The sequence below is a fragment of the Nonomuraea sp. NPDC049784 genome (assembly GCF_040659615.1).
GTDB lineage: Bacteria > Actinomycetota > Actinomycetes > Streptosporangiales > Streptosporangiaceae > Nonomuraea.
The window spans coordinates 1-17,609 of record NZ_JBFAMX010000188.1; the positions used below are offsets into that span (position 1 = coordinate 1).

At 68.5% G+C, this 17,609-nt stretch carries 22 protein-coding genes; 8 read left to right on the forward strand and 14 right to left on the reverse strand.

Features of this window, described 5'->3' with window-relative positions:
- Positions 1-131 precede the first annotated feature (131 nt).
- From rfbB to AB0J09_RS31160, 9 genes are all read right to left on the reverse strand, one after another.
- The gene (gene rfbB / locus AB0J09_RS31120; RefSeq protein WP_360698720.1) at positions 132-1,058 is read right to left on the reverse strand and encodes a dTDP-glucose 4,6-dehydratase; all 927 of its coding nucleotides are present in this window, start codon (positions 1,056-1,058) and stop codon (positions 132-134) included.
- The gene (locus tag AB0J09_RS31125) at positions 1,055-2,122 is read right to left on the reverse strand and encodes a glucose-1-phosphate thymidylyltransferase (protein WP_360698722.1); all 1,068 of its coding nucleotides are present in this window, start codon (positions 2,120-2,122) and stop codon (positions 1,055-1,057) included. The genes rfbB and AB0J09_RS31125 overlap by 4 nt, the downstream gene beginning before the upstream one ends.
- Positions 2,123-2,124: 2 nt before the next feature.
- Positions 2,125-3,579 (reverse strand): sugar transferase, encoded by a 1,455-nt coding sequence (locus AB0J09_RS31130; protein ID WP_360698724.1) that lies wholly within the window; start codon positions 3,577-3,579, stop codon positions 2,125-2,127.
- 269 nt (positions 3,580-3,848) lie between these two features.
- Complete coding sequence (locus AB0J09_RS31135; protein ID WP_360698726.1) at positions 3,849-4,199, reverse strand: hypothetical protein; 351 nt, start codon at positions 4,197-4,199, stop codon at positions 3,849-3,851.
- Between the two features lie 68 nt (positions 4,200-4,267).
- On the reverse strand, positions 4,268-4,891 hold the full coding sequence (locus AB0J09_RS31140) for a GntR family transcriptional regulator (protein ID WP_360698728.1): 624 nt from the start codon (positions 4,889-4,891) through the stop codon (positions 4,268-4,270).
- The gene (locus AB0J09_RS31145) at positions 4,888-5,775 is read right to left on the reverse strand and encodes an EamA family transporter (RefSeq protein ID WP_360698730.1); all 888 of its coding nucleotides are present in this window, start codon (positions 5,773-5,775) and stop codon (positions 4,888-4,890) included. Before AB0J09_RS31145 ends, AB0J09_RS31140 begins: the two co-directional genes overlap by 4 nt.
- Positions 5,776-5,793: 18 nt before the next feature.
- A complete protein-coding gene (locus AB0J09_RS31150; protein ID WP_360698732.1) occupies positions 5,794-6,171 on the reverse strand; it encodes a hypothetical protein in 378 nt (125 codons plus the stop codon).
- Between the two features lie 53 nt (positions 6,172-6,224).
- Positions 6,225-6,731, reverse strand: a complete 507-nt coding sequence (locus AB0J09_RS31155; protein WP_360698734.1) for a GNAT family protein — start codon at positions 6,729-6,731, stop codon at positions 6,225-6,227.
- Between the two features lie 28 nt (positions 6,732-6,759).
- Entirely contained in the window at positions 6,760-7,125 is a 366-nt protein-coding gene (locus tag AB0J09_RS31160; RefSeq protein WP_360698736.1) for an MmcQ/YjbR family DNA-binding protein, read from the reverse strand.
- A 99-nt stretch (positions 7,126-7,224) separates the two neighbouring features.
- Here AB0J09_RS31160 and AB0J09_RS31165 point away from each other — a divergent pair, with 99 nt between their 5' ends.
- The 3 genes from AB0J09_RS31165 to AB0J09_RS31175 are packed head-to-tail and all read left to right on the forward strand — an operon-like array spanning position 7,225 to position 9,165.
- Positions 7,225-7,962 (forward strand): SRPBCC family protein, encoded by a 738-nt coding sequence (locus AB0J09_RS31165; RefSeq protein WP_360698738.1) that lies wholly within the window; start codon positions 7,225-7,227, stop codon positions 7,960-7,962.
- Positions 7,857-8,525 (forward strand): DUF4166 domain-containing protein, encoded by a 669-nt coding sequence (locus AB0J09_RS31170; RefSeq protein WP_360698740.1) that lies wholly within the window; start codon positions 7,857-7,859, stop codon positions 8,523-8,525. The genes AB0J09_RS31165 and AB0J09_RS31170 overlap by 106 nt, the downstream gene beginning before the upstream one ends.
- A 16-nt stretch (positions 8,526-8,541) precedes the next feature.
- Positions 8,542-9,165: a TetR family transcriptional regulator gene (locus tag AB0J09_RS31175; RefSeq protein ID WP_360698742.1), complete on the forward strand. Its 624-nt coding sequence runs from the start codon at positions 8,542-8,544 to the stop codon at positions 9,163-9,165.
- Here the strand turns inward: AB0J09_RS31175 and AB0J09_RS31180 are convergent.
- Together AB0J09_RS31180 and AB0J09_RS31185 are read right to left on the reverse strand one after the other, a co-directional pair.
- Positions 9,156-9,575, reverse strand: coding sequence for a VOC family protein (locus AB0J09_RS31180; protein ID WP_360698743.1), 420 nt, complete (start codon positions 9,573-9,575; stop codon positions 9,156-9,158). The two genes, AB0J09_RS31175 and AB0J09_RS31180, sit on opposite strands and share 10 nt — an antisense overlap.
- 603 nt (positions 9,576-10,178) lie before the next feature.
- Positions 10,179-10,637: a MarR family transcriptional regulator gene (locus AB0J09_RS31185; protein WP_360698745.1), complete on the reverse strand. Its 459-nt coding sequence runs from the start codon at positions 10,635-10,637 to the stop codon at positions 10,179-10,181.
- A 65-nt stretch (positions 10,638-10,702) separates the two neighbouring features.
- On the opposite strand from AB0J09_RS31185, the gene AB0J09_RS31190 reads away from it, so the two are divergent.
- From AB0J09_RS31190 to AB0J09_RS31200, 3 genes are all read left to right on the forward strand, one after another.
- The gene (locus tag AB0J09_RS31190; RefSeq protein WP_360698747.1) at positions 10,703-11,071 is read left to right on the forward strand and encodes a hypothetical protein; all 369 of its coding nucleotides are present in this window, start codon (positions 10,703-10,705) and stop codon (positions 11,069-11,071) included.
- Positions 11,072-11,147: 76 nt separating this feature from the next.
- Positions 11,148-11,696, forward strand: a complete 549-nt coding sequence (locus tag AB0J09_RS31195) for a DUF6232 family protein (protein WP_360698749.1) — start codon at positions 11,148-11,150, stop codon at positions 11,694-11,696.
- Positions 11,697-11,714: 18 nt separating this feature from the next.
- Complete coding sequence (locus AB0J09_RS31200) at positions 11,715-12,059, forward strand: hypothetical protein (RefSeq protein WP_360698751.1); 345 nt, start codon at positions 11,715-11,717, stop codon at positions 12,057-12,059.
- A gap of 144 nt (positions 12,060-12,203) precedes the next feature.
- Here the strand turns inward: AB0J09_RS31200 and AB0J09_RS31205 are convergent, their stop codons facing one another.
- The 3 genes from AB0J09_RS31205 to AB0J09_RS31215 all read right to left on the reverse strand — a co-directional run bounded on the left by AB0J09_RS31205 (position 12,204) and on the right by AB0J09_RS31215 (position 15,402).
- Positions 12,204-13,124 carry an RNA polymerase sigma-70 factor gene (locus tag AB0J09_RS31205; protein WP_360698753.1) on the reverse strand — a complete coding sequence of 307 codons (921 nt, stop codon included), beginning with the start codon at positions 13,122-13,124 and terminating at the stop codon, positions 12,204-12,206.
- Positions 13,121-14,326 carry an FAD-dependent oxidoreductase gene (locus tag AB0J09_RS31210; protein ID WP_360698755.1) on the reverse strand — a complete coding sequence of 402 codons (1,206 nt, stop codon included), beginning with the start codon at positions 14,324-14,326 and terminating at the stop codon, positions 13,121-13,123. Before AB0J09_RS31210 ends, AB0J09_RS31205 begins: the two co-directional genes overlap by 4 nt.
- 455 nt (positions 14,327-14,781) lie before the next feature.
- Positions 14,782-15,402 (reverse strand): TetR/AcrR family transcriptional regulator, encoded by a 621-nt coding sequence (locus AB0J09_RS31215; RefSeq protein ID WP_360698757.1) that lies wholly within the window; start codon positions 15,400-15,402, stop codon positions 14,782-14,784.
- A 165-nt stretch (positions 15,403-15,567) separates the two neighbouring features.
- Here AB0J09_RS31215 and AB0J09_RS31220 point away from each other — a divergent pair, with 165 nt between their 5' ends.
- Both AB0J09_RS31220 and AB0J09_RS31225 read left to right on the forward strand, forming a co-directional pair.
- On the forward strand, positions 15,568-17,010 hold the full coding sequence (locus tag AB0J09_RS31220) for an MFS transporter (RefSeq protein ID WP_360698759.1): 1,443 nt from the start codon (positions 15,568-15,570) through the stop codon (positions 17,008-17,010).
- A gap of 199 nt (positions 17,011-17,209) precedes the next feature.
- Positions 17,210-17,389, forward strand: coding sequence for a hypothetical protein (locus AB0J09_RS31225; protein WP_360698761.1), 180 nt, complete (start codon positions 17,210-17,212; stop codon positions 17,387-17,389).
- Positions 17,390-17,609 lie beyond the last annotated feature (220 nt).

Consider the following 17,609-nt stretch of genomic DNA (forward strand, 5'->3'; position numbering starts at 1 on the left):
TGTCGCGCAGGTCCAGCTCGGCCCGCCCGAGCGCGAGCACCGGGTCGCCGGTCAGCGCCGCCCTGTCGAGGACGTCGGCGGCGAGCATGCCGCCGGCCCCCGTGATGAGCCATCTCACGCCGCCTCCCCCATCACGCGGTCCACCAGTCCTCGTGCTCGGCGTACCAGCGAACCGTGTCCTTCAGCCCCTGCTCGAACGAGATCTCGGGACGGTAGCCGAGCCCTCGCAGCTTGGCGTCGTCCATCGAGTACCTCCGGTCGTGACCCTTGCGGTCCTCGACGTACTCGACCGCGTCCCAGTCCCTGCCGCAGGCTTGGAGCAGGCGGCCGGTCAGCTCCTTGTTGGTCAGCTCGGCCGTGCCCGCGATGTTGTAGACCTCGCCTGGCTCGCCCTTCTCGGCGACCAGCCGGATGCCGGCGCAGTGGTCCTCGACGTGGATCCAGTCGCGGATGTTGCCACCGTCGCCGTACAGGGGGACCTTCCGGCCGCGCAGCAGGTTGGTGACGAACAGCGGGATGAGCTTCTCCGGGTACTGTCTCGGGCCGTAGTTGTTGCCGCACCTGGTGATCGAGACGTTCAGGCCGTAGGTGATCGCATAGGCGCGGGCGATCAGGTCGCCACCGGCCTTCGAGGCCGCGTACGGCGAGCGCGGCCGCAGCGGCGCGTCCTCGTCCCACGAGCCGATGTCGATGGAGCCGTACACCTCGTCGGTGGACACCTGGACCACCTTCGGGACCTCCGCCTCCAGGCACGCCTGGAGCAGGGTCTGGGCGCCCAGCGCGTTGGTGCGCATGAACTCGGCGGCGCCCTCGATCGACCGGTCGACGTGCGACTCGGCCGCGAAGTTCACCACCAGGTCGTGGCCGGGCACGACCTGGCTGAGCAACTCGGCGTCGCAGATGTCCCCGTGCACGAACTCGTGCCGTACCCCTTCGAGGTTGGCCCGGTTGCCGGCATAAGTGAGCTTGTCCAGCACTGTGACGTAGACATCGTGCAGATTGCGGACGAAGTGAGAGCCGATGAAGCCCGCACCGCCTGTCACCAGAATCCGTGTCATGAACTGATCTGTACCTTGCTGTGATCGCCCAGCACGAGACGGTGGGCTTTGGGGGTATTGGGCGCCGGAGTGACCTCGACGTCGTGGCCGATCAACGACGACTCGATGCGGCCGACCCCGGCGATGGATGCCCTGGGTAACACGATCGAATACTCGATCTCGCTGCCGGTGACGGCGCAGTCGGCGCCGATGGAGGTGAAGGGGCCGACGTAGCTGTCCCGGATCCGCGCACCCCGGCCGATGATCACAGGGCCGACGATCCTGGACCGCTCGACCACGGCCCCCTTCTCGACGACCACCCGGCCCACCAGCTCGCTGACCTCGTCCACGTGTCCGCGTACCCTGGGCTCGACCGACTCCAGGACCAGCCGGTTGACCTCCAGCATGTCGGTGACGTTGCCGGTGTCCTTCCAGTAGCCGGAGATCACCGAGGACTCGACGCGCAGGCCGGCCTCGATCAGCCACTGGATGGCGTCGGTGATCTCCAGCTCTCCCCGCCAGGACGGCTTGAGCTCCGCCACCGCCGCGTGGATGTCCGGGCTGAACAGGTAGACGCCGACCAGCGCCAGGTCGCTCTTCGGCTGCGCGGGCTTCTCCTCCAGTCCGACCACGCGGCCCTTGGTGTCGAGCTCGGCCACCCCGAACTGGCGCGGGTCGCCGACCCTGGTGAGCATGATCTGGGCCGCGGGCCGCTCGCGGGCGAACCTGTCGACCAGGCCGTTGATGCCGCCCACGATGAAGTTGTCGCCCAGGTACATGACGAAGTCCTCGTCGCCGAGGAATTCTCGGGCGATCAGCACCCCGTGCGCCAGCCCGAGCGGCGCCTCCTGCCGCAGGTAGGTCACCTGCAGGCCGAACGCCGAGCCGTCACCCACGGCCGACTCGATCTCGGCCTGCGTGTCCCCGACCACCAGGCCGAGCTCCCTGATCCCCGCCGCGGCGATCGCCTCCAGGCCGTAGAACAGGACCGGCTTGTTCGCGACCGGAACCAGTTGCTTGGCCGACGTGTGCGTGATGGGTCGGAGCCGTGTGCCCGATCCCCCGGCGAGCACGAGTGCTTTCACCGCTAGTAAGCCCCTTCTCCACGGGTGACGACGGACCAGGTCTTCCAGAGGATCTGCAGATCGAGGATGAGCGACCAGTTCTCCACGTACCGCAGGTCGAGGCGTACGGACTCCTCCCACGTCAGGTTGGAGCGGCCGCTGACCTGCCAGAGCCCGGTCATGCCCGGCTTGACCACCAGGCGGCGGCGGACGTCGATGCCGTACTTGTCCACCTCTTCCGGCAGCGGTGGGCGCGGGCCGACGAGAGACATCTCACCGCGTAGAACATTGAGCAGCTGGGGCAGCTCATCGAGCGAGTATTTCCGCAGGAAAGCGCCTACCCGAGTGATTCTTGGATCGTTCCTAATCTTGAAGAGCACCCCGTCGAACTCGTTCGCATCGAGTAGTGCATCTTTGAGCTGCTCGGCATCCGCCACCATCGTCCGAAATTTCACGACCTGGAACTCTTTGCCGCCTTTTCCGACGCGAGTCTGGTAGAACAGCGCGGGCCCCTGGCTGGTGAGGCGGATCACCAGCGCGATGGCCAGCAGCGGCAGCGCCAGGAGCAGCAGCGCCACCGTCGCGACCAGGCGGTCGAACACGGTCTTCACGACCTGCTTGGTGCCGTCGAACTCGGGATGTTCCAGGTGCAGGAGCGGCATCCCCGCGACCGGCCTGATGCTGATGCGCGGCCCGGCCACGTCCATGAGCGCGGGTGCCACGAAGAGATCGGTACGCGCGGTCTCCAGGCTCCAGGCCAGGCGCCGCAGCGTGGCCCCGTCCAGCTCCGGGCAGGCCAGCACGGCCACGGCGTCGGCCTGCTCGCGCTCGACCACCGCCGCTACGTCGCCGAAGGAACCGAGCACCGGGATGCCGTCCAGATCGACGTCCATCGCGTGCTCAGGAAGGCAGGCTCCCACCACCTGCATTCCGTGATGCGGCTGACGCCTGAACTGCACCACCAGGTCGAGAATCGACTCCCGATGCCCTACCGCGATCACCTGGCGCATGTAGTCGCCCACCGCTCGCTTCCGGTGGAGACGTTTACGCATCCGGTAGCGGTAATAGAGCGTGGAAAGCAGCGCCAGCGGCAGCATCGCCATCACGAAACTACGCGCGATGACGGTCTGCGTGGCGTAGGCCATGATGGCGACCGTGGCCATCAGGCCGACGCCGCCGTTGAAGACGGCCTTGAACTCCTCCGTTCCCTCGCCGTGCGCGCGCTGGCGGTACGCCCCGCCCATCATGAGCGCGGCGGGCCAGGCGACGACCAGGCCGAATCCCAGCATGAACTCGACCACCGGAATGAACACGCCGGCCATCAGCCGGATGCCGAGCACGCATACGCATGCCAGCAGAGCGCACATCGTGTCCCCACATAACAGGAGCCGTAGGTACGCGCGCGTCCAAATGCTCGACGCGCGACGCGGCACGGCCCCGAGGAGCACGACAGCGGACTCCCCAGTCCCCACCCTCATAGCACCACCCTGACAACTCTGTGCACCGCGATAACTGGACGTTCCTTGAACCACATGGGTTGACAGGTCCCACGCACAATCAAGGGCGGCGGCCCCCAATAAAGAGTAAAGATCCATTCCGGCAGGGGGAATAACGTCAAATGTCCACAACTGGACGAATGTCGGGTGGTCTTGGGACTTGACGGAACGGTCCATAAGTGCAGCGGACCCGCTGAGAAAATGCGCGGTTTACGGCAACATTTCGCCAGGTTGTCGCGTTACGGACCCGCTTAGTCGTACTCCAGGTCCGGCAATGCGGACGGCGGGTCCGGACTGCGCCAGACGACCACAACCCCGTCGTGCGCGGAGTCGGCGGCCAGGGCCAGCCGTTCGAGGTCGAAATCCGGCAGATAGCGCAGGCGCGCCAGGAACGTGGCGTCCGTGGCCGAGCGTGGGACGACGCAGCCCTCGCCGTCGCGGTCGAGCAGGATGTAGAGGACGTCTTCTCCGGATTCGGTGACTACACGGACCTCGACCACGTCCTCCCATGCGAGGGCCTCGACGCTACCGTCCGCGTAGTGACGAGTGACGCCCTCTTCCGTGACATACACGTAGGAGTCCGGCATCGGATTGCCGTGCATGGCCGCGATTCTTGCGAGTTCCGGGGCTGTCCCGCAAGGGTTCGCGCGCAATGGTGCGCCTCGGCCCCTCAGGCGCCGCCCCATGAGTGGCTGAGGTGCGCCGCGACCGCCGCCCTGGCGGCGTCCTCCGGCCCGCCGGCGATCACGTCGAGCAGCTCGCGGTGCTCGCGCACCAGCACGTCCCTGTCGGTGTAGACCTCGCGCAACCGCACCAGCCCAAGCCGCGTCTCGGCCGCCAGGACGCCGTAGAGGCGCTCCAGCCGCGGACTCCCCACGGCCTCGATCAGCGCCTGGTGCAGCGCCATGTGCTCGGCCACGCTCTCCGACCAGGGCGCGTCGGCAGGCAGCGCGGCCATGCGGTGCAGGGCGGACTCGGCCTCCGGCACCCGCCGGCCGGCCATGGCCCGCGCCATCAGGTCTTCGAGCGGGCGGCGTACGTACATGAGATCGTCGAGGTCCGAAAGCGTCACCTCCGGGACATAGGCGCTGCGGTTGCGCTCGCGCCTCAGCAGTCCTTCGTGGACGAGGCTCGCCAGCGCCTCCCGCACGGTCGGCCTGGCGACGCCGTACGACGCGGCGATCTCCTGCTCGGGCAGCGGGGTGCCGGGCGCGATCTCGCCGGAGAGCACCCTGCTGCGCAGGGCGTCGGCGAGCGCGCCGACGGTGGAGACGGGTCTGAGCGGCAACGTCACGGCTGCGACTCTAGCTCCCTTTCCGATACGGCTTCCTCTCCCGCCTTCTCGGGTACGGCGACCGCCAGCAGGCTGAGTGCCAGCATCACCAGCCCCGCGATCGAGATCGGGGTCAGCCGCTCGCCGAGCACCACCAGGCCGAGCAGCGCCGCGACGGCCGGCTCGGCGAGCGCCAGCGTGGCGGCCGTGGCCACCGGAGTGGTCCGCAGGCCCCGGCCGTACAGCAAGTAGGACAGGGCGGTGGTGCCGAGGCCCAGATAGAGCACGGCGAGCAGCCCGCGCGGCTCCCCCATCCATCCGATCCCGCTCACCAGCAGCACCGGCAGCATGATCACGGCTGCCCCACCGAACAGCACCCCCATCACCGCGTCGGACCGGGCCCCCTGGCCGATCGCCTGCGCCGCCATCACCGCGTAGAAGGCGTAGAGCACGCCGCCGAGCAGCGCGAACAGCACCCCGGACACCGCCTGCCCACCTGCCTCGGCGCCGCCTCCGACGATCAGCGCCGCGCATCCGCAGATGGCCGCCGCTGTCGCCGCGGTCCAGCGCCCGCTCGGCCGGCGCCCGTGGAGGACCCAGGAGAGCAGCCCCGTGAAGACGGGACCGCTCCCGATCGCCACCACGGTCCCGATGGCGACTCCTGTGCGGCTGACGGCCGCGAAGAAGCAGAGTTGGTAGGCGGCCACCGCGACGGCGGCCAGCAGCAGGCTCGGCCTGATCGCCTTCCTGACGCTCGCACCGGCCAGAAGGGCGAGCGCCGTACCCCCGATGACCAGCCGCGCGGCGGCCAGGGCGACGGAGTCGGCGGAGACGAGCAGTCCTGCCGTCCCGGCCGTGCCCCAGAGTACGGAGGCAGCGACAACCGTGAGGGGTCCATTTCTCATGGCCTCATTGTCTGACAATTAGACAATCTCGTCCAGTAGCTGGTCGATCAGCCGTCCGGCTGGGGCGATCACCTCCCCCGCGTAGTCGTCGAGCACGCCCAGGCCGTCGTGGATGCTGGGGACGCTCTTGCGCGGCAACTCGAGCAGCGTCTCGTCCTCCGCGGTGATCGATCCCTCGACATGGAAGGCGCCACTGGAGGCGCTGATGGCGACCTCGAAGCGGACCACGCGGCCGTCGGGCAGTGTGAGGTCGGCGCCGACGCGGGCTCCCGCGGGCGGGAGGAAATAGGAGAAGGGCTCGCTTCTGACGAAGGGGTGGTGTAATTCGGCGAGCATCCCTGACGCCCGGCTCAGGGTCTCGAGGAGGCCGGCCGCGGCCAGACTCTCGCTGTCCACCAAGAAAGGGTAGATCACTGGATGGGCAGGAGGCCACCTACCGCTCATCGGGGTCAGCTGTGCGTGACGGTGACAGGGGGATCGGTGGCCAGGCGCGCGTGCCGTTCGACGTCGTACCGGACGCCCTCGTAAGAGAGCTTGCCGCGCTCGATGCCCTCTGGCCGGAACCCCGCCTTCGTGGCGACCCTGCACGATGCCGGATTGTTCGTACGGTGCCCAAGCTCCAGCCGGTAAAGCCCCCGCTCGCCGAACGCCCACCGCGCCAGTTCCTCGGTGGCCGCCACGGCGATGCCCCGCCCCCTGGCCTCGGGCACGACCCAGTAGGACACCCACCCAGTGTCGTGATCATCGATCCGGGACACCGCGACATTCCCGACAACCCGCCCGTCCACCGTCACGGCGAACGCGTGGCCGACACCGGCCCACCCAGCGATCCATCCCATGGCGTCCTTGAGCGTGACAACGGGGAAGGGCGCCTGCGTACGGAGATCCGCGGACTGAAAGGCCCGCAGCACGACCGGGGCATCGCCCTCACGCCACTCCCGCAACCGAACGTCCACATTGTCGGAGATTACCCTTCGATGTTGGCTATGAGGCCTGCTGCCCTATTTGATGAGCCGCCTCGAACTCGGCGACCATCCCCTTGGGCGCGGTCAGGCACCACGCCTCGGCCACCAGCTCGAACAACTCGTCAGAGTCGATCTTGTCGAGGTGCACCACCACCCAGCCGAACCGCCCGGCCGTGAACTGCACCTCGAACACCTCGGGCCGCTCGGCCACCAGCGCGATCTGCTCTTCGAGCGTGGCCTTGAGCCCGACCGTCTCGGTGGCCTCCCACAGGTAGCCGAAGCCCTTGTCGCGCACCTTGATGCCGATCCACTCACCGCCATGGCTCATCCGGACCTCTGGCAGCTTCTCCAACATCTCGAGGAACTCATCGACGCTCACACCCATGCCGCCTGTGTACCAGACCCGACCGACACTTCCGAGTGAGGGTTGAGCACTCGCTCAAATCGTGCCTATATTTGAGCAGTCGCTTAAAAAGGGGACGTGATGCACATGCGGCTCTACATCGAGACCCGGATCAAGGCGGACCTGGAAGACGTATGGCAGGCCACCCAGGACCCGTCCCGGCACCAGCGCTGGGACCTGCGGTTCGGCCGCATCGAATACCTCGCCCCAGGCGACGGCGGACAGGCGTTCCGCTACTCCACGCTGGGCGTCAGCGGCGTGGGGGTCAGCACGGGCAACCGGCACGGGCCGGACGGAGGCCGGACGTCGGCGCTGCGATTCGGCTCGAGCCACCCGCTCTCGCCCATCCGCGCGGGTTCCGGCTACTGGCGCTATGTCCCGGTGGCGGACGGTGTGAGGTTCCTCACCTCGTACGACTACCGCCCGCGCGTGCTGCCCGGCCGGCTGATGTGGTGGGCCACCGCATGGTCGTTCGACCGGTTGCGCCTGTGGCTGGAGACCGGCAGGACGCCGGAGCGTTCGCTGCGCCGGGCCCTGGCCGAGGCCGGGGCGAGAGCGGTCTCGGTGCTGCTCGCGGCCGCGGTCCTGCCACCCCTGCCCGCGCTCGCCGTACTCGGGGCCGCCCTGGTCCTGCCTCCGTTGCCGGGCACCCCAGCGGCCCGCCGCTGCCTGCGCCGGCCACCCGAACGAGACAGACGACGGATTGGAGCACCATGCCCTCGATCTTCCAGCGCGCGCTCGGCGGCGCGTTCGGCCGCCTCCACCCCCAGCTCCAGCGCCGGTTCAGCGTCGGGCTCGACAGCGGCGAAGCGTGCATAGGCAGGGGCGTCATGAGCCGCATCTGGAACGCCGGCCCCCACATCCGCCCGTTCCTGGCGCTCGGCAGCCGCAGAAACGTCCTCGTCCCGGATGTCGGAGCGGACATCCCCTTCCGGATCGAGAACTACCCCTACCTCGATTCGTACGGCCGCGAGACCGTCACGTTCGTCCGCACGTTCCCCCGCGGCCGGTTCGACGCCACCATGGTCTACGACGACGCCCGCGCCCGGGTCGTCGACTATTTAGGCACCCACCAGCACCTGGCCACCCCGCTCGACCTCTCCGTCGACGATCGGGGCGGGCTGGTCATCCGCTCGGGCCGCCAGCGTTTCCTCGAAGGCCCGCTCGCCGTCACCATCCCGCCGGCCGCCACGGGCACGGCGGTGGTCAGCGAGCACTTCGACGACCAGGCGGGGCGGTTCAGGATCGCGGTGACGGTGTCCAACCCGTGGCTGGGCCGGATCTTCGGCTACTGGGGCAGCTTCACAGCCGAGTACGTGGAGGTCGCGGAGCACGGTGTTCCCGCTACCGTGAGGCCCAGGCGAGAGGACGCCCGCTGCTGACGCGTAAGGAACCCCGGTGGCCGACACACGTACCAAGCTGCTCGAAGCCGCGCTCGTGACGTTAAGGAAGCACGGCATGGCGGGCGTCTCCGCCCGTACGATCGCGGCCGAGGCGGGGGTGAACCAGGCCCTGGTCTTCTACCACTTCGGCAGCGTCGACCAGCTCCTCGCCGCCGCCTGCGAGCACGGCGCGCAGCAGCGCATAGCCCTCTACCGCGCCCGCTTCGCCGCCGTGACCACCCTGCGCGAGCTCCTCGACCTTGGCCGCTCGCTACACGCCGAGGAACGGGCGGAAGGGAGCGTGGCGGCGCTGGCCCAGCTCCTCGCAGGCAGCCAGACCGACCCGAAACTCGTCCCGGCGACCACCACCGGCCTTAACCTGTGGATCGAGGAGGTGGAGCGGGCGCTGGGCAGGGTGCTGGCGAAGTCGCCGCTGGCCGAGTTCGTGGACGTGCCGGGGCTGGCCAAGGCCACGGCGGCCGCGTTCGTGGGCCTGGAGCTCTACGAGGGCGTGGACCCGGAAGGCGCGAACCACGCGTTCGACGCCCTGGAGGGGCTGGCCACGCTGGCGACAGCCCTGGACGACATGGGCCCCCTGGTACGCCGCGCCGCCCGGGCACGCCTTCGCCGTCACTCGTAATAGCGGACTTCCAGGACGTTGCCATCGGGATCCGGGAAGAAAATCGTCTCCGGCGCGATGCCCTGCGCGCCGAACGAGTTGGTCCCGGTGCCGCTGATCTCGACTCCGTGCTGCTTCAGCCTGACCTGGAGGGCGTCGAAGTCCTCCTTGCCGACGGCCAGGCAGAAATGGTTGATCGGATGCCCGGCGCTCCCCTTGATGCCGGTGCCCTCTTCCACGCCCCTGGAGGCGTCGTACGCCATCAGGTCGAGGATGGTCTCGGAGGAGACCCGCACGCTCGGAAAGGCCGCCTCTCCCTCACGAAACTCCTCAGCCCGCACCCCGGGCAGGCCGATCACCTGCTCGTAGAAGCGCAAGGAGCTGAGCTGGTCGGCGACCCAGCAGACGAGATGGTCCAGGCGTACGTCCATGCATACCTCCGTTCGCTCTGCCCCGAATCTCGCTGTCCACCTGCCGGTGCAAGCTGGTTGGACGCCGATTCGGCGACTGACACCCGCCCCCCGCCGTAACTCGTACTTCAAATAATGAAAGAGCCGGATGACGGCGAAGTAAACATGACAGGTCGAGCGGAGACACCAGTATTTGAAATAGGCCGCTCACGGGACAAAGAACAGCGCTCCACAATTTCGGAAACCTCCGCCGCGGAGCAGACCCCGGCCGTCACGGAGGAAGGCGGGGTGGGCAGCAAACTGCTCCAGCTACCTGTGCGCCACCAATATGGCCGTCCTCTCCCCGGGCCTGCGTCGACAACACCAGATACACCGAGCAAGTCCCGGTGGAGGAGGTTAAGGGCCAGCTGGTCTGCGCATTCACCGACACCACGATCGGCCTGGTCAAGGTGACGAACGTGATGGACTCGACCAGCTCATACCTGACCATGAACCTCCTGGTCTGGCAACGTTGGCCTCCGAACCGCCCGACCGCTCATTGCGGCATGGCGAAGAAGGCACACATACCGCCCACGAGCAGATCCGGCAACTCGATCGGCGAGTTCACCCAACCGTGGGTGAGGATCAGCGGTCGTGGCCGCGCGCGACACCGGGCACGCCGTAGGTGGCGGCCAGCGCACTCAGCGACTCGCGTAGCGCCGCCGCCCGGCCGGGATCGAGCGCGCCGAACAGTTCGGTGTCCATGCGCCGGGCCAAGAGCACGGCGTGGTGGGCAAGAGCGCGCCCCTCGTCCGTGAGTTCAATGAGCTGGCGGCGACGGTCGGCGGTGTCACGGACCCGACGGATCGCTCCGAGTTCCTGCAGTTCGTCCAACATGTCCACAATCACGCTGGGTGTAACCCCCAGGAACCTGGACAGGTCCAGTTGCGCCATCGGATTGCTCGTCAGAACTTCCAGCACCCCGCAATGCCGTGGCCGCAGACCGAGCGGGGCCAGAGCCTCCGCGAATCGGCTGGTTACCGCCTGCCCGAGCTTGCCGAGCTGGAACACCGCCGTGTCAGTTACCGAGTCTTGCGCCATCATGACCCAAACGATAGCGTGCCCATATGATTCGGCTACCGAATGATAGGGGTGCGAAACCATTTGCCGTGGTCGTGGCTCTTGCCACCGCCCTCGCCTCTGGATACTTCGCCGTAAGCGGGCTGTTCGCCCCAGGCGACCTTGTTCCAGGCGGTGAGGCGCCCGGGGCCCGGACCTATGCCGGCTACATGGCCGCACGCAGTGTGGTCCTGCTCGGCTCGGCACTGTGGTTGACGGTCACTCGTTCCTGGGGCCCGCTGCGCCTGGTACTCGGGCTCAACGGCGTCGTCCAGGTGCTGGACTCGGCACTGGGCGCGGCCGAGCACGACATGGCCAAGACGGTCGGACCGGCACTGTTCGCCGTGGCTCTCTTCGCGGCTGCCGCTCTGCTCAATCGCCCCGCCGACCGCCTTTCCCCGAACCCGAGAATTAGGTAGGGGGTACTCAACCGCGCCGCCACGATCCGGACGACCATGAAGACCTCGGGTCACCCGGAAAAGCGAGGACGGCGTGATGGCGAAGCAGAAGGTCGGCGAGATCCGCATCAGCAAGCGGGTCGTGAAGATCGGGCACGAGGTCTACCCGCTGGCGAACATCTCCCGGGTGCAGACCCTGCGGCTGGTCCCAGCGGGCAAGCAGGCGACGTTCTACCCGCTCCAGCAGATCGTCATCCTCCTGGTGCTGCTCGCGGGCATCGGCGTGGCCGCCCTGGTGGTGCTGCCGGAGCTCGACCCCGGCTTCGACCTGGAGGCGACGGCGCGCCAGTTCACCATGCTCGCCGCGGCTCTGGCCGGGATCCGCATGACGTACCTGCTGATCGTGCTGTTCTACCGGCTGATCAGGAAGAAGCGATACGCGCTGGTCATCGAGACCGCCGGCACCCAGTACACCGCCCTGTCCGGCACCGATTCCAGCGAGCTTCACCGCATCAAGGACAGGATCGTCGACGCCATCGAGGACCCACCCTCGAACGAGCAGACCATCCACGTCAGTGGCGACGTCGTCATGGGCGACCAGCACAAGCAGACCGGCAGCGACAGCAGGATGACCTTCAACAGGTAACCACCGAGAGGCGATCTCATGGCGGAGTACGTGTACGGCGACAAGGTCGGCGGAGACCAGTACAAGCAGACGGGCGCCAACAGCACCTTCACCGTCAACAACTCGGCCGGGGTGTCCAGGGCCGAACTGGACGCCGCCGTGGCGGAACTGCGGGCCTTCATCGCCCAGTTGACCCACGAAGGCGCGGTCACCCCGGACGGCGCCGTCGCCGACCCCGGCGCTGTCGTCGCCGCGGTGGAGGCGCACCCGGGTCGCCTGCGGGCGCTCGGCCATGCAATCGCCGCCGGCGCCAAGGACGGGGTGCTGTCCGTGGTTCAGAGCGGCGTGGCCACCCTGATCGTCGCCCTTGTCGGCCGGATGTGAGCGGTGCGCCACGCCTCGGGTCCTTCTCGACCCACGCCTGTCGCTCCTCGTCGAGACGTTCCGGCAACCGGATGCCACACCGCGAACAGTGCCTGATGACCAGCGCCGGCCCAGCCGCTCCGCGGGTCCACGCCCGCGGAGGTCTCAGGGAGTGCCGATGTCGCGGGTGGTCCCGCCGGCGACGGCCCGGAGTTTGTCCGGGTTGGCAACGTTGTGGATGGTGGTGATGCGGCCGTCGGCGTCGAAATCGAAAGTGACAGTGGCGATCACGCGGCCCAGGCCGCTGAACACCACGCCTGGGCCGCCGTTGATCTCGACCAGTTCGGCGTTCATGTCGGCAGGCACGACGCCCTGGTAGGTGACCTTTCCGATGCCGGCGAACCAGGAGGCCACCGTTTGCGCGCCCACGACCGGACGCAGGGCCTGGCGGACCTTGCCCCCGCCGTCGGTCCACAGTGTGACGTCAGGGGACAGCAGTTCCATGAGGGTGTTGATGTCACCCCCGGTCGCGGCGGCGAGGAACCGCTCGGTGACGTCGCGCTGCCGCGACCGGTCCGCGGTGAAGCGCGGCCGCCGGGCCTGTACGTGCTGGCGAGCGCGGTGCGCGGCCTGGCGCACCGCGGCCTCGGAACGCTCCACCGCCTCCGCGATCTCGGCATGGCTGAAGTCGAAGACCTCCTTCAGCACGAACACCGCACGCTCAAGCGGGCTCAGGGTTTCCAGCACCACCAGCATCGCCGTCGATACCGACTCGGCATTCGTGATGTCGTCGGCGGTGTCACCGCTGGTGAGGATGGGCTCCGGAAGCCACGGCCCCACATAGGTCTCGCGCTGGTGCTGAGTGGAGCGCAGCCGTTGCAGCGCCAGATTCGACACGATCCGCGCCAAATAGGCCTTGGGATCGGCCACCTGCGAGCGATCGTCGGCCGACCATCTGATCCAGGCGTCCTGGACCGCGTCCTCGGCGTCAGCAGCGGTGCCGAGGATGCGGTAGGCCACCGAGAACAGCAGGTTGCGATGCTGGTTGAACACCTGCTGGTCGTGGTCAGGGGACACGTGGGTCACCGCACACCCCGGATACGGGTGAAGCGGCCGCCGCGGGGCCAGAACGCGCCCGAGGCAGGCATCTTCTTCATGCGGCCATAGGTCGGCCAGGGCGAAGCAGTCACCGTCTCCTTATACCGTGCCGCCATGCGGCCGGTCAGATACACCCGTCGGGGGCTGTCGTCGGGGTGGGTGAACTGAACGACCGCATCGTGCCGTCCCAGGCTCACCGGCGTGTGGTAGTAGCCGAAGCGGAACGGCTTGGGCTGCTTGCCGTTCAGCGCGCGGACGATCGACACCGCGGCATGCACACCGGTCGGCATGCCGCCCTGGCAGGTGCCGTGCATGACGCCGTAGCCCTGGCGGATCGCGGCGGCGTCGCCCACGGCGTACACATCCGGGTGCGACACCGACCGCAGCGCGGCGTCGGTGACGACGCGGCCGCGCTCGTCAACGGTCAGACCGGCGGCGGCCGCCAGCGGCGACACGCGCGTACCGCTCGTCCACAGGACGACATCGGCGGCGATGTTCTCCCCGCCCGCCAGCTCGACCGAGTCGGGCAGCACCTTCACCACTTCGATCCCGGTGCGCACCCGGACACCCAGGCGCGCGAGCGCGGCCTGCAGATACGCCTTCGGCTTGGGGCTCATGGCCGCGCCGGGCTCCTGCCGGCCCAGCAGCACGACGTTCAGCTCCGGACGCCGTTCGGCGATCTCCGCGGCCGACTCGATGCCGGTCAGCCCGCTGCCGCAGACCACGACCGTGCCGCTGTCGAGCCGAGCCAGCCGATCGGCCAGCAACTCGGCGTCCTGGACACTGTTGAAGGTGTACGCGTGGTGCTCCACGCCCGGGACCGCCGCCGTGTCCGCCACGCTGCCCAACCCGTAGACCAGCGTGTCGTAGTGCAGCACCCGGTTGTCGTCGATCCGTACGATCTTCGCGGTCGCGTCCACCGCCGTCACCCAGCCGCGCACGAACCCCGCACCCGTGCCCTCCAGCAACTCCGGAATGTTCATCTCGCCGACCTGCTGCCCGGTCGCCGACATGTGCAGCCGCAACCGCTCGGTGAACCGCTCCTGCGGGTTCACCAGGGTCACCTGCACGTCCTCGCGTCCCTTGGTCCGAGCCGCGAGCTGGATCGCCGCCGCCAGGCCCGCGTACCCCGCCCCCAGAATCAGAACGTGGTGCGTGGTCGCCGTGCCGGTTTCGTGGTGTGTGGTCATCGTTGTGCCTTTCTCCTCATGCGGACGACCACGTGATGCAAGCTGACCTCCGACCCGTGACATGACATCGGTGTGACGTACGACACAGCCGTCAGGGCCGCCAGGCTTCTGGCGCCGGCTATGCGAGCAGCATCCCGAGCAGTGGGCCGCCCACGGCGGCGACCATCACCGGCGGCAGTAACTCCCCCGCGGCGATCCAACGGGCGTCCCGTGGCCGCAGTCCGAGCGTGCGCAGCCGGTCGTCCCTTTTAGGGGATCACGCCACTGCGAAAGGCGTCACCGCAGAGCCAGCCGCCCTGGACTTCGTCACTGACGCCGATCGAGCGTGGCAACCTCCGCAACGTTCAGTCGCTCAGCGATCGCGATCACAGAGGAGGTCGCCATCGGGTACGGCGAGGAGATGCGGGCCGTGCTGCGCCTGGCCCGGAGCGAGCCGGTCCTGCGCCGGCGCTGCGTTAACAGAGTGCTCCTGCTCGCGCGGCCGCGAGAGCCGCCGCGGCGGCACGGTCGGCGGCACGGTCGTCGAGAGATTCGCCGGTGTTGAGGAAGGCGTAGTAGAGAGGGGCGGAGACGGCTGCGATGACCCGGTGGGGGTCGGTTCCGGCGGGGAGCTCGCCGCGTTCGACGGCGTCGGTGGCGCAGCCGGCCCATTCCTCTATACGGACGGCGTAGAAGCGATGTAGGGCGGTCGCGGCCTGCTCGTTGCAGAGGGAGGCGGCGATGAGGGCTTTGAACAGGGGGCCCTGGCGGGGGTCGGTGAGGGTCTTGACCACCAGCCGGGCGTTGGCCCGCAGGTCGTCGCCGATGTTGCCGGTATGGGTGCGCGGGAGGGACTGGGCGGCCATGTCGTCGAGGAGGTCGGCGGCGAGGGCCCCTGGGGTGGCCCAGCGACGGTAGACGGTGGTCTTGCCGACGCCCGCCGCTCGGGCGATCTCGGTGAGGTCCAAGGCGTGGAAGCCGTGTTCCGCGAGCGCGTCACTCGCAGCTTTCAGTACGGCGTCGCGGACGCGTGCGGTGCGGCCGCCGGGGCGGACGCTGCCGGGGCGGACGCTGCCGGGCGGCGGTGAGGTCGTCATGGCTGACTCCTGGGAGCCTTAAACGGGAATCTAGTTCCATTAGAAGGAGTTGTGATGCTATGTTCTGCATCGTAACGGAACTACAGACCCGTTTAGGCGGGTCGTTGGCTCCCTTGGATGCCCGCCACCGCGATGCGACGGCGAACCCGGAAGGAATCCCCCGTCATGTCCATAACCAAGCCCGCGTCGGCACTGGAGGCCGACTCGTCCGCCGGCGTCCCTCCACAGCACCTCACCGGCCGCCTCAAGCTGGTCCTCGCGGTCCTGCTGGTCGCCCAGTTCATGCTGGCGGTCGACTTCTCGATCCTGAACGTCGCCTTGCCCGCGATCGGCGACGGCCTCGGCTTCTCCCTGGCCAACCTTCAGTGGATCGCCACCGCCTTCGCCCTGTCCGCCGCCGGCTTCACCCTCTTCTTCGGACGGGTCGGCGACCTCGTCGGCCGTAAGCGGATCTTCCTCGGGAGTCTGGCGCTGCTCGGCCTTTCCTCCCTGGCCGGCGGCCTGGCGGCCACTCCCGAGATCCTCATCGTCGCCCGTGTCGCCCAGGGCCTGGCGACGGCCGCGGCCACTCCGGCAGGGCTCGCCCTGCTCACCATCTCATTCCCCGAGGGCCCGCTGCGGCGGAAGGCGCTCGGCCTGAACGGTGCCCTGATGTCCGCCGGTTTCACCGCGGGCGCCGTCCTGGGCGGCGTGCTGACCGACCTGCTCTCCTGGCGGTGGGCGTTCTTCATCAACGTCCCGGTCGCCCTGGCCGTCCTGCTGATCGCCCCCGCCGTCATCAAGGAGTCGCGTCCCACCACGCGTCCCAAGATCGACCTGCCCGGCGCCCTGGCCGTCACCCTCGGCCTGCTCGCCCTGGTCTTCGGCCTCACCCAGGCCGGCGAACACGGCTGGACCCACCCGGTCGCCCTGGCCTCCCTGCTGGCCGGCATCGTGCTGCTGATCACCTTCTACTTCATCGAGCGCAAGACCGCCCAGCCGCTCGTCCCCGTCCACGTGCTGAAGAAGCGCAATGTGGCCTGGGGCAACGTGCTCGGTCTGCTGGCCTTCGTCACCGAGACCTCGCTCGTCTACCTGCTCACCCTGTACATGCAGAAGACCCTCGGCTTCTCCGCGCTCACCGCGGGGATCTCCTTCGGCATCCTGGGCGCGGGTACCGTCGTCGGCGGCATGATCGCACCGAAGGTCATGGCCCGGACCTCCACGCTGACCACACTGATCGCGGGCGGCGTGCTGCAGACGGTATTCACCGCCGTGCTGCTGTTCCTCGGCGACACCTCCGCCTCGATGGGGCTGCTGCTGCCCGCCACCTTCCTCGGCGGCGTCGGCAACATGCTGGTCATCGTCGGCTTCATGGTCACCGCCACCACCGGCCTGCCCGACCACGAGCAGGGGCTGGCCACCGGACTCGCCTCGATGTCCCAGCAGGTCGGCATCACCATGGGCACCCCGATCATGTCCGCGATCGTCACCGCCACCACCGCCGGAGCCGTCACCGCCGGAGCGATCCTGCACGGCGTCACCATCGCGATCGCCGCCAACGCCGCCCTCGTCCTGCTCGGCGTCCTCATCGCCGCCGTCGCCCTGCGCACCAAGCGGCACGCCTGACACCTTGGCTTCCCGTAGTCAGCCATGGATCTGCTCACTTCGAACGATTCCTTCGTCGACATCGACGACGAGAAGTGGCACAGCACCCTCGAGCTCAATCTCCACGCCGCCGTCCGCCTCACCCGCGCGGCCCTGCCATACCCGCAGAAGAACCCCGGCCGGGGGCAGCATCGTCCACGTCGCCAGCGAGGCGGCTCGGTTGCCCGACGCCTCGATCGCGGACTACGCCGCCTCGAAGGCCGCCCTGTTGTCGGTGTCGAAGTTCAGCCTTCCCACGGACGTAGCCGTGGACCACTCCGTCCGCAACGAGCGCCGCCGGCCCACCAGCCGGACGGGGCTGATCAGACCCGGGGGCGGCGGTTCCAGCTGCTACGCCTAAGATCCCCTTATCCCCATCGCGAGCATGTAAAGCGAGGTCAACAAGGTGAGCCCCCGGCCAGTGTCGCTTGTCCGAGTCGCACCGGCCGTTTTCCTCCCCACACTGATCTTCGAAATCGGGGTGGGCGCGGTCACCCCCATGATCGCGCTCAGCGGGCGCGCCCTCGGCGCCTCCGTCGGCGCCGCCGGCCTGGTGCTGGCGTTGCTGGGGCTGGGGCAGA

Excerpts from the sequence above, each read along its gene's own strand:
- AB0J09_RS31185 (WP_360698745.1), bottom strand. The coding sequence starts at position 10,637 with ATGATGGCGCAAGACTCGGTAACTGACACGGCGGTGTTCCAGCTCGGC.
- AB0J09_RS31170 (WP_360698740.1), top strand. The coding sequence starts at position 7,857 with ATGCCCTCGATCTTCCAGCGCGCGCTCGGCGGCGCGTTCGGCCGCCTC.
- AB0J09_RS31145 (WP_360698730.1), bottom strand. The coding sequence starts at position 5,775 with ATGAGAAATGGACCCCTCACGGTTGTCGCTGCCTCCGTACTCTGGGGC.
- AB0J09_RS31160 (WP_360698736.1), bottom strand. The coding sequence starts at position 7,125 with ATGGGTGTGAGCGTCGATGAGTTCCTCGAGATGTTGGAGAAGCTGCCA.
- AB0J09_RS31195 (WP_360698749.1), top strand. The coding sequence starts at position 11,148 with ATGGCGAAGCAGAAGGTCGGCGAGATCCGCATCAGCAAGCGGGTCGTG.
- AB0J09_RS31200 (WP_360698751.1), top strand. The coding sequence starts at position 11,715 with ATGGCGGAGTACGTGTACGGCGACAAGGTCGGCGGAGACCAGTACAAG.
- rfbB (WP_360698720.1), bottom strand. The coding sequence starts at position 1,058 with ATGACACGGATTCTGGTGACAGGCGGTGCGGGCTTCATCGGCTCTCAC.
- AB0J09_RS31210 (WP_360698755.1), bottom strand. The coding sequence starts at position 14,326 with ATGACCACACACCACGAAACCGGCACGGCGACCACGCACCACGTTCTG.
- AB0J09_RS31180 (WP_360698743.1), bottom strand. The coding sequence starts at position 9,575 with ATGGACGTACGCCTGGACCATCTCGTCTGCTGGGTCGCCGACCAGCTC.
- AB0J09_RS31215 (WP_360698757.1), bottom strand. The coding sequence starts at position 15,402 with ATGACGACCTCACCGCCGCCCGGCAGCGTCCGCCCCGGCAGCGTCCGC.
- AB0J09_RS31135 (WP_360698726.1), bottom strand. The coding sequence starts at position 4,199 with ATGCACGGCAATCCGATGCCGGACTCCTACGTGTATGTCACGGAAGAG.
- AB0J09_RS31165 (WP_360698738.1), top strand. The coding sequence starts at position 7,225 with ATGCACATGCGGCTCTACATCGAGACCCGGATCAAGGCGGACCTGGAA.
- AB0J09_RS31220 (WP_360698759.1), top strand. The coding sequence starts at position 15,568 with ATGTCCATAACCAAGCCCGCGTCGGCACTGGAGGCCGACTCGTCCGCC.
- AB0J09_RS31130 (WP_360698724.1), bottom strand. The coding sequence starts at position 3,579 with ATGAGGGTGGGGACTGGGGAGTCCGCTGTCGTGCTCCTCGGGGCCGTG.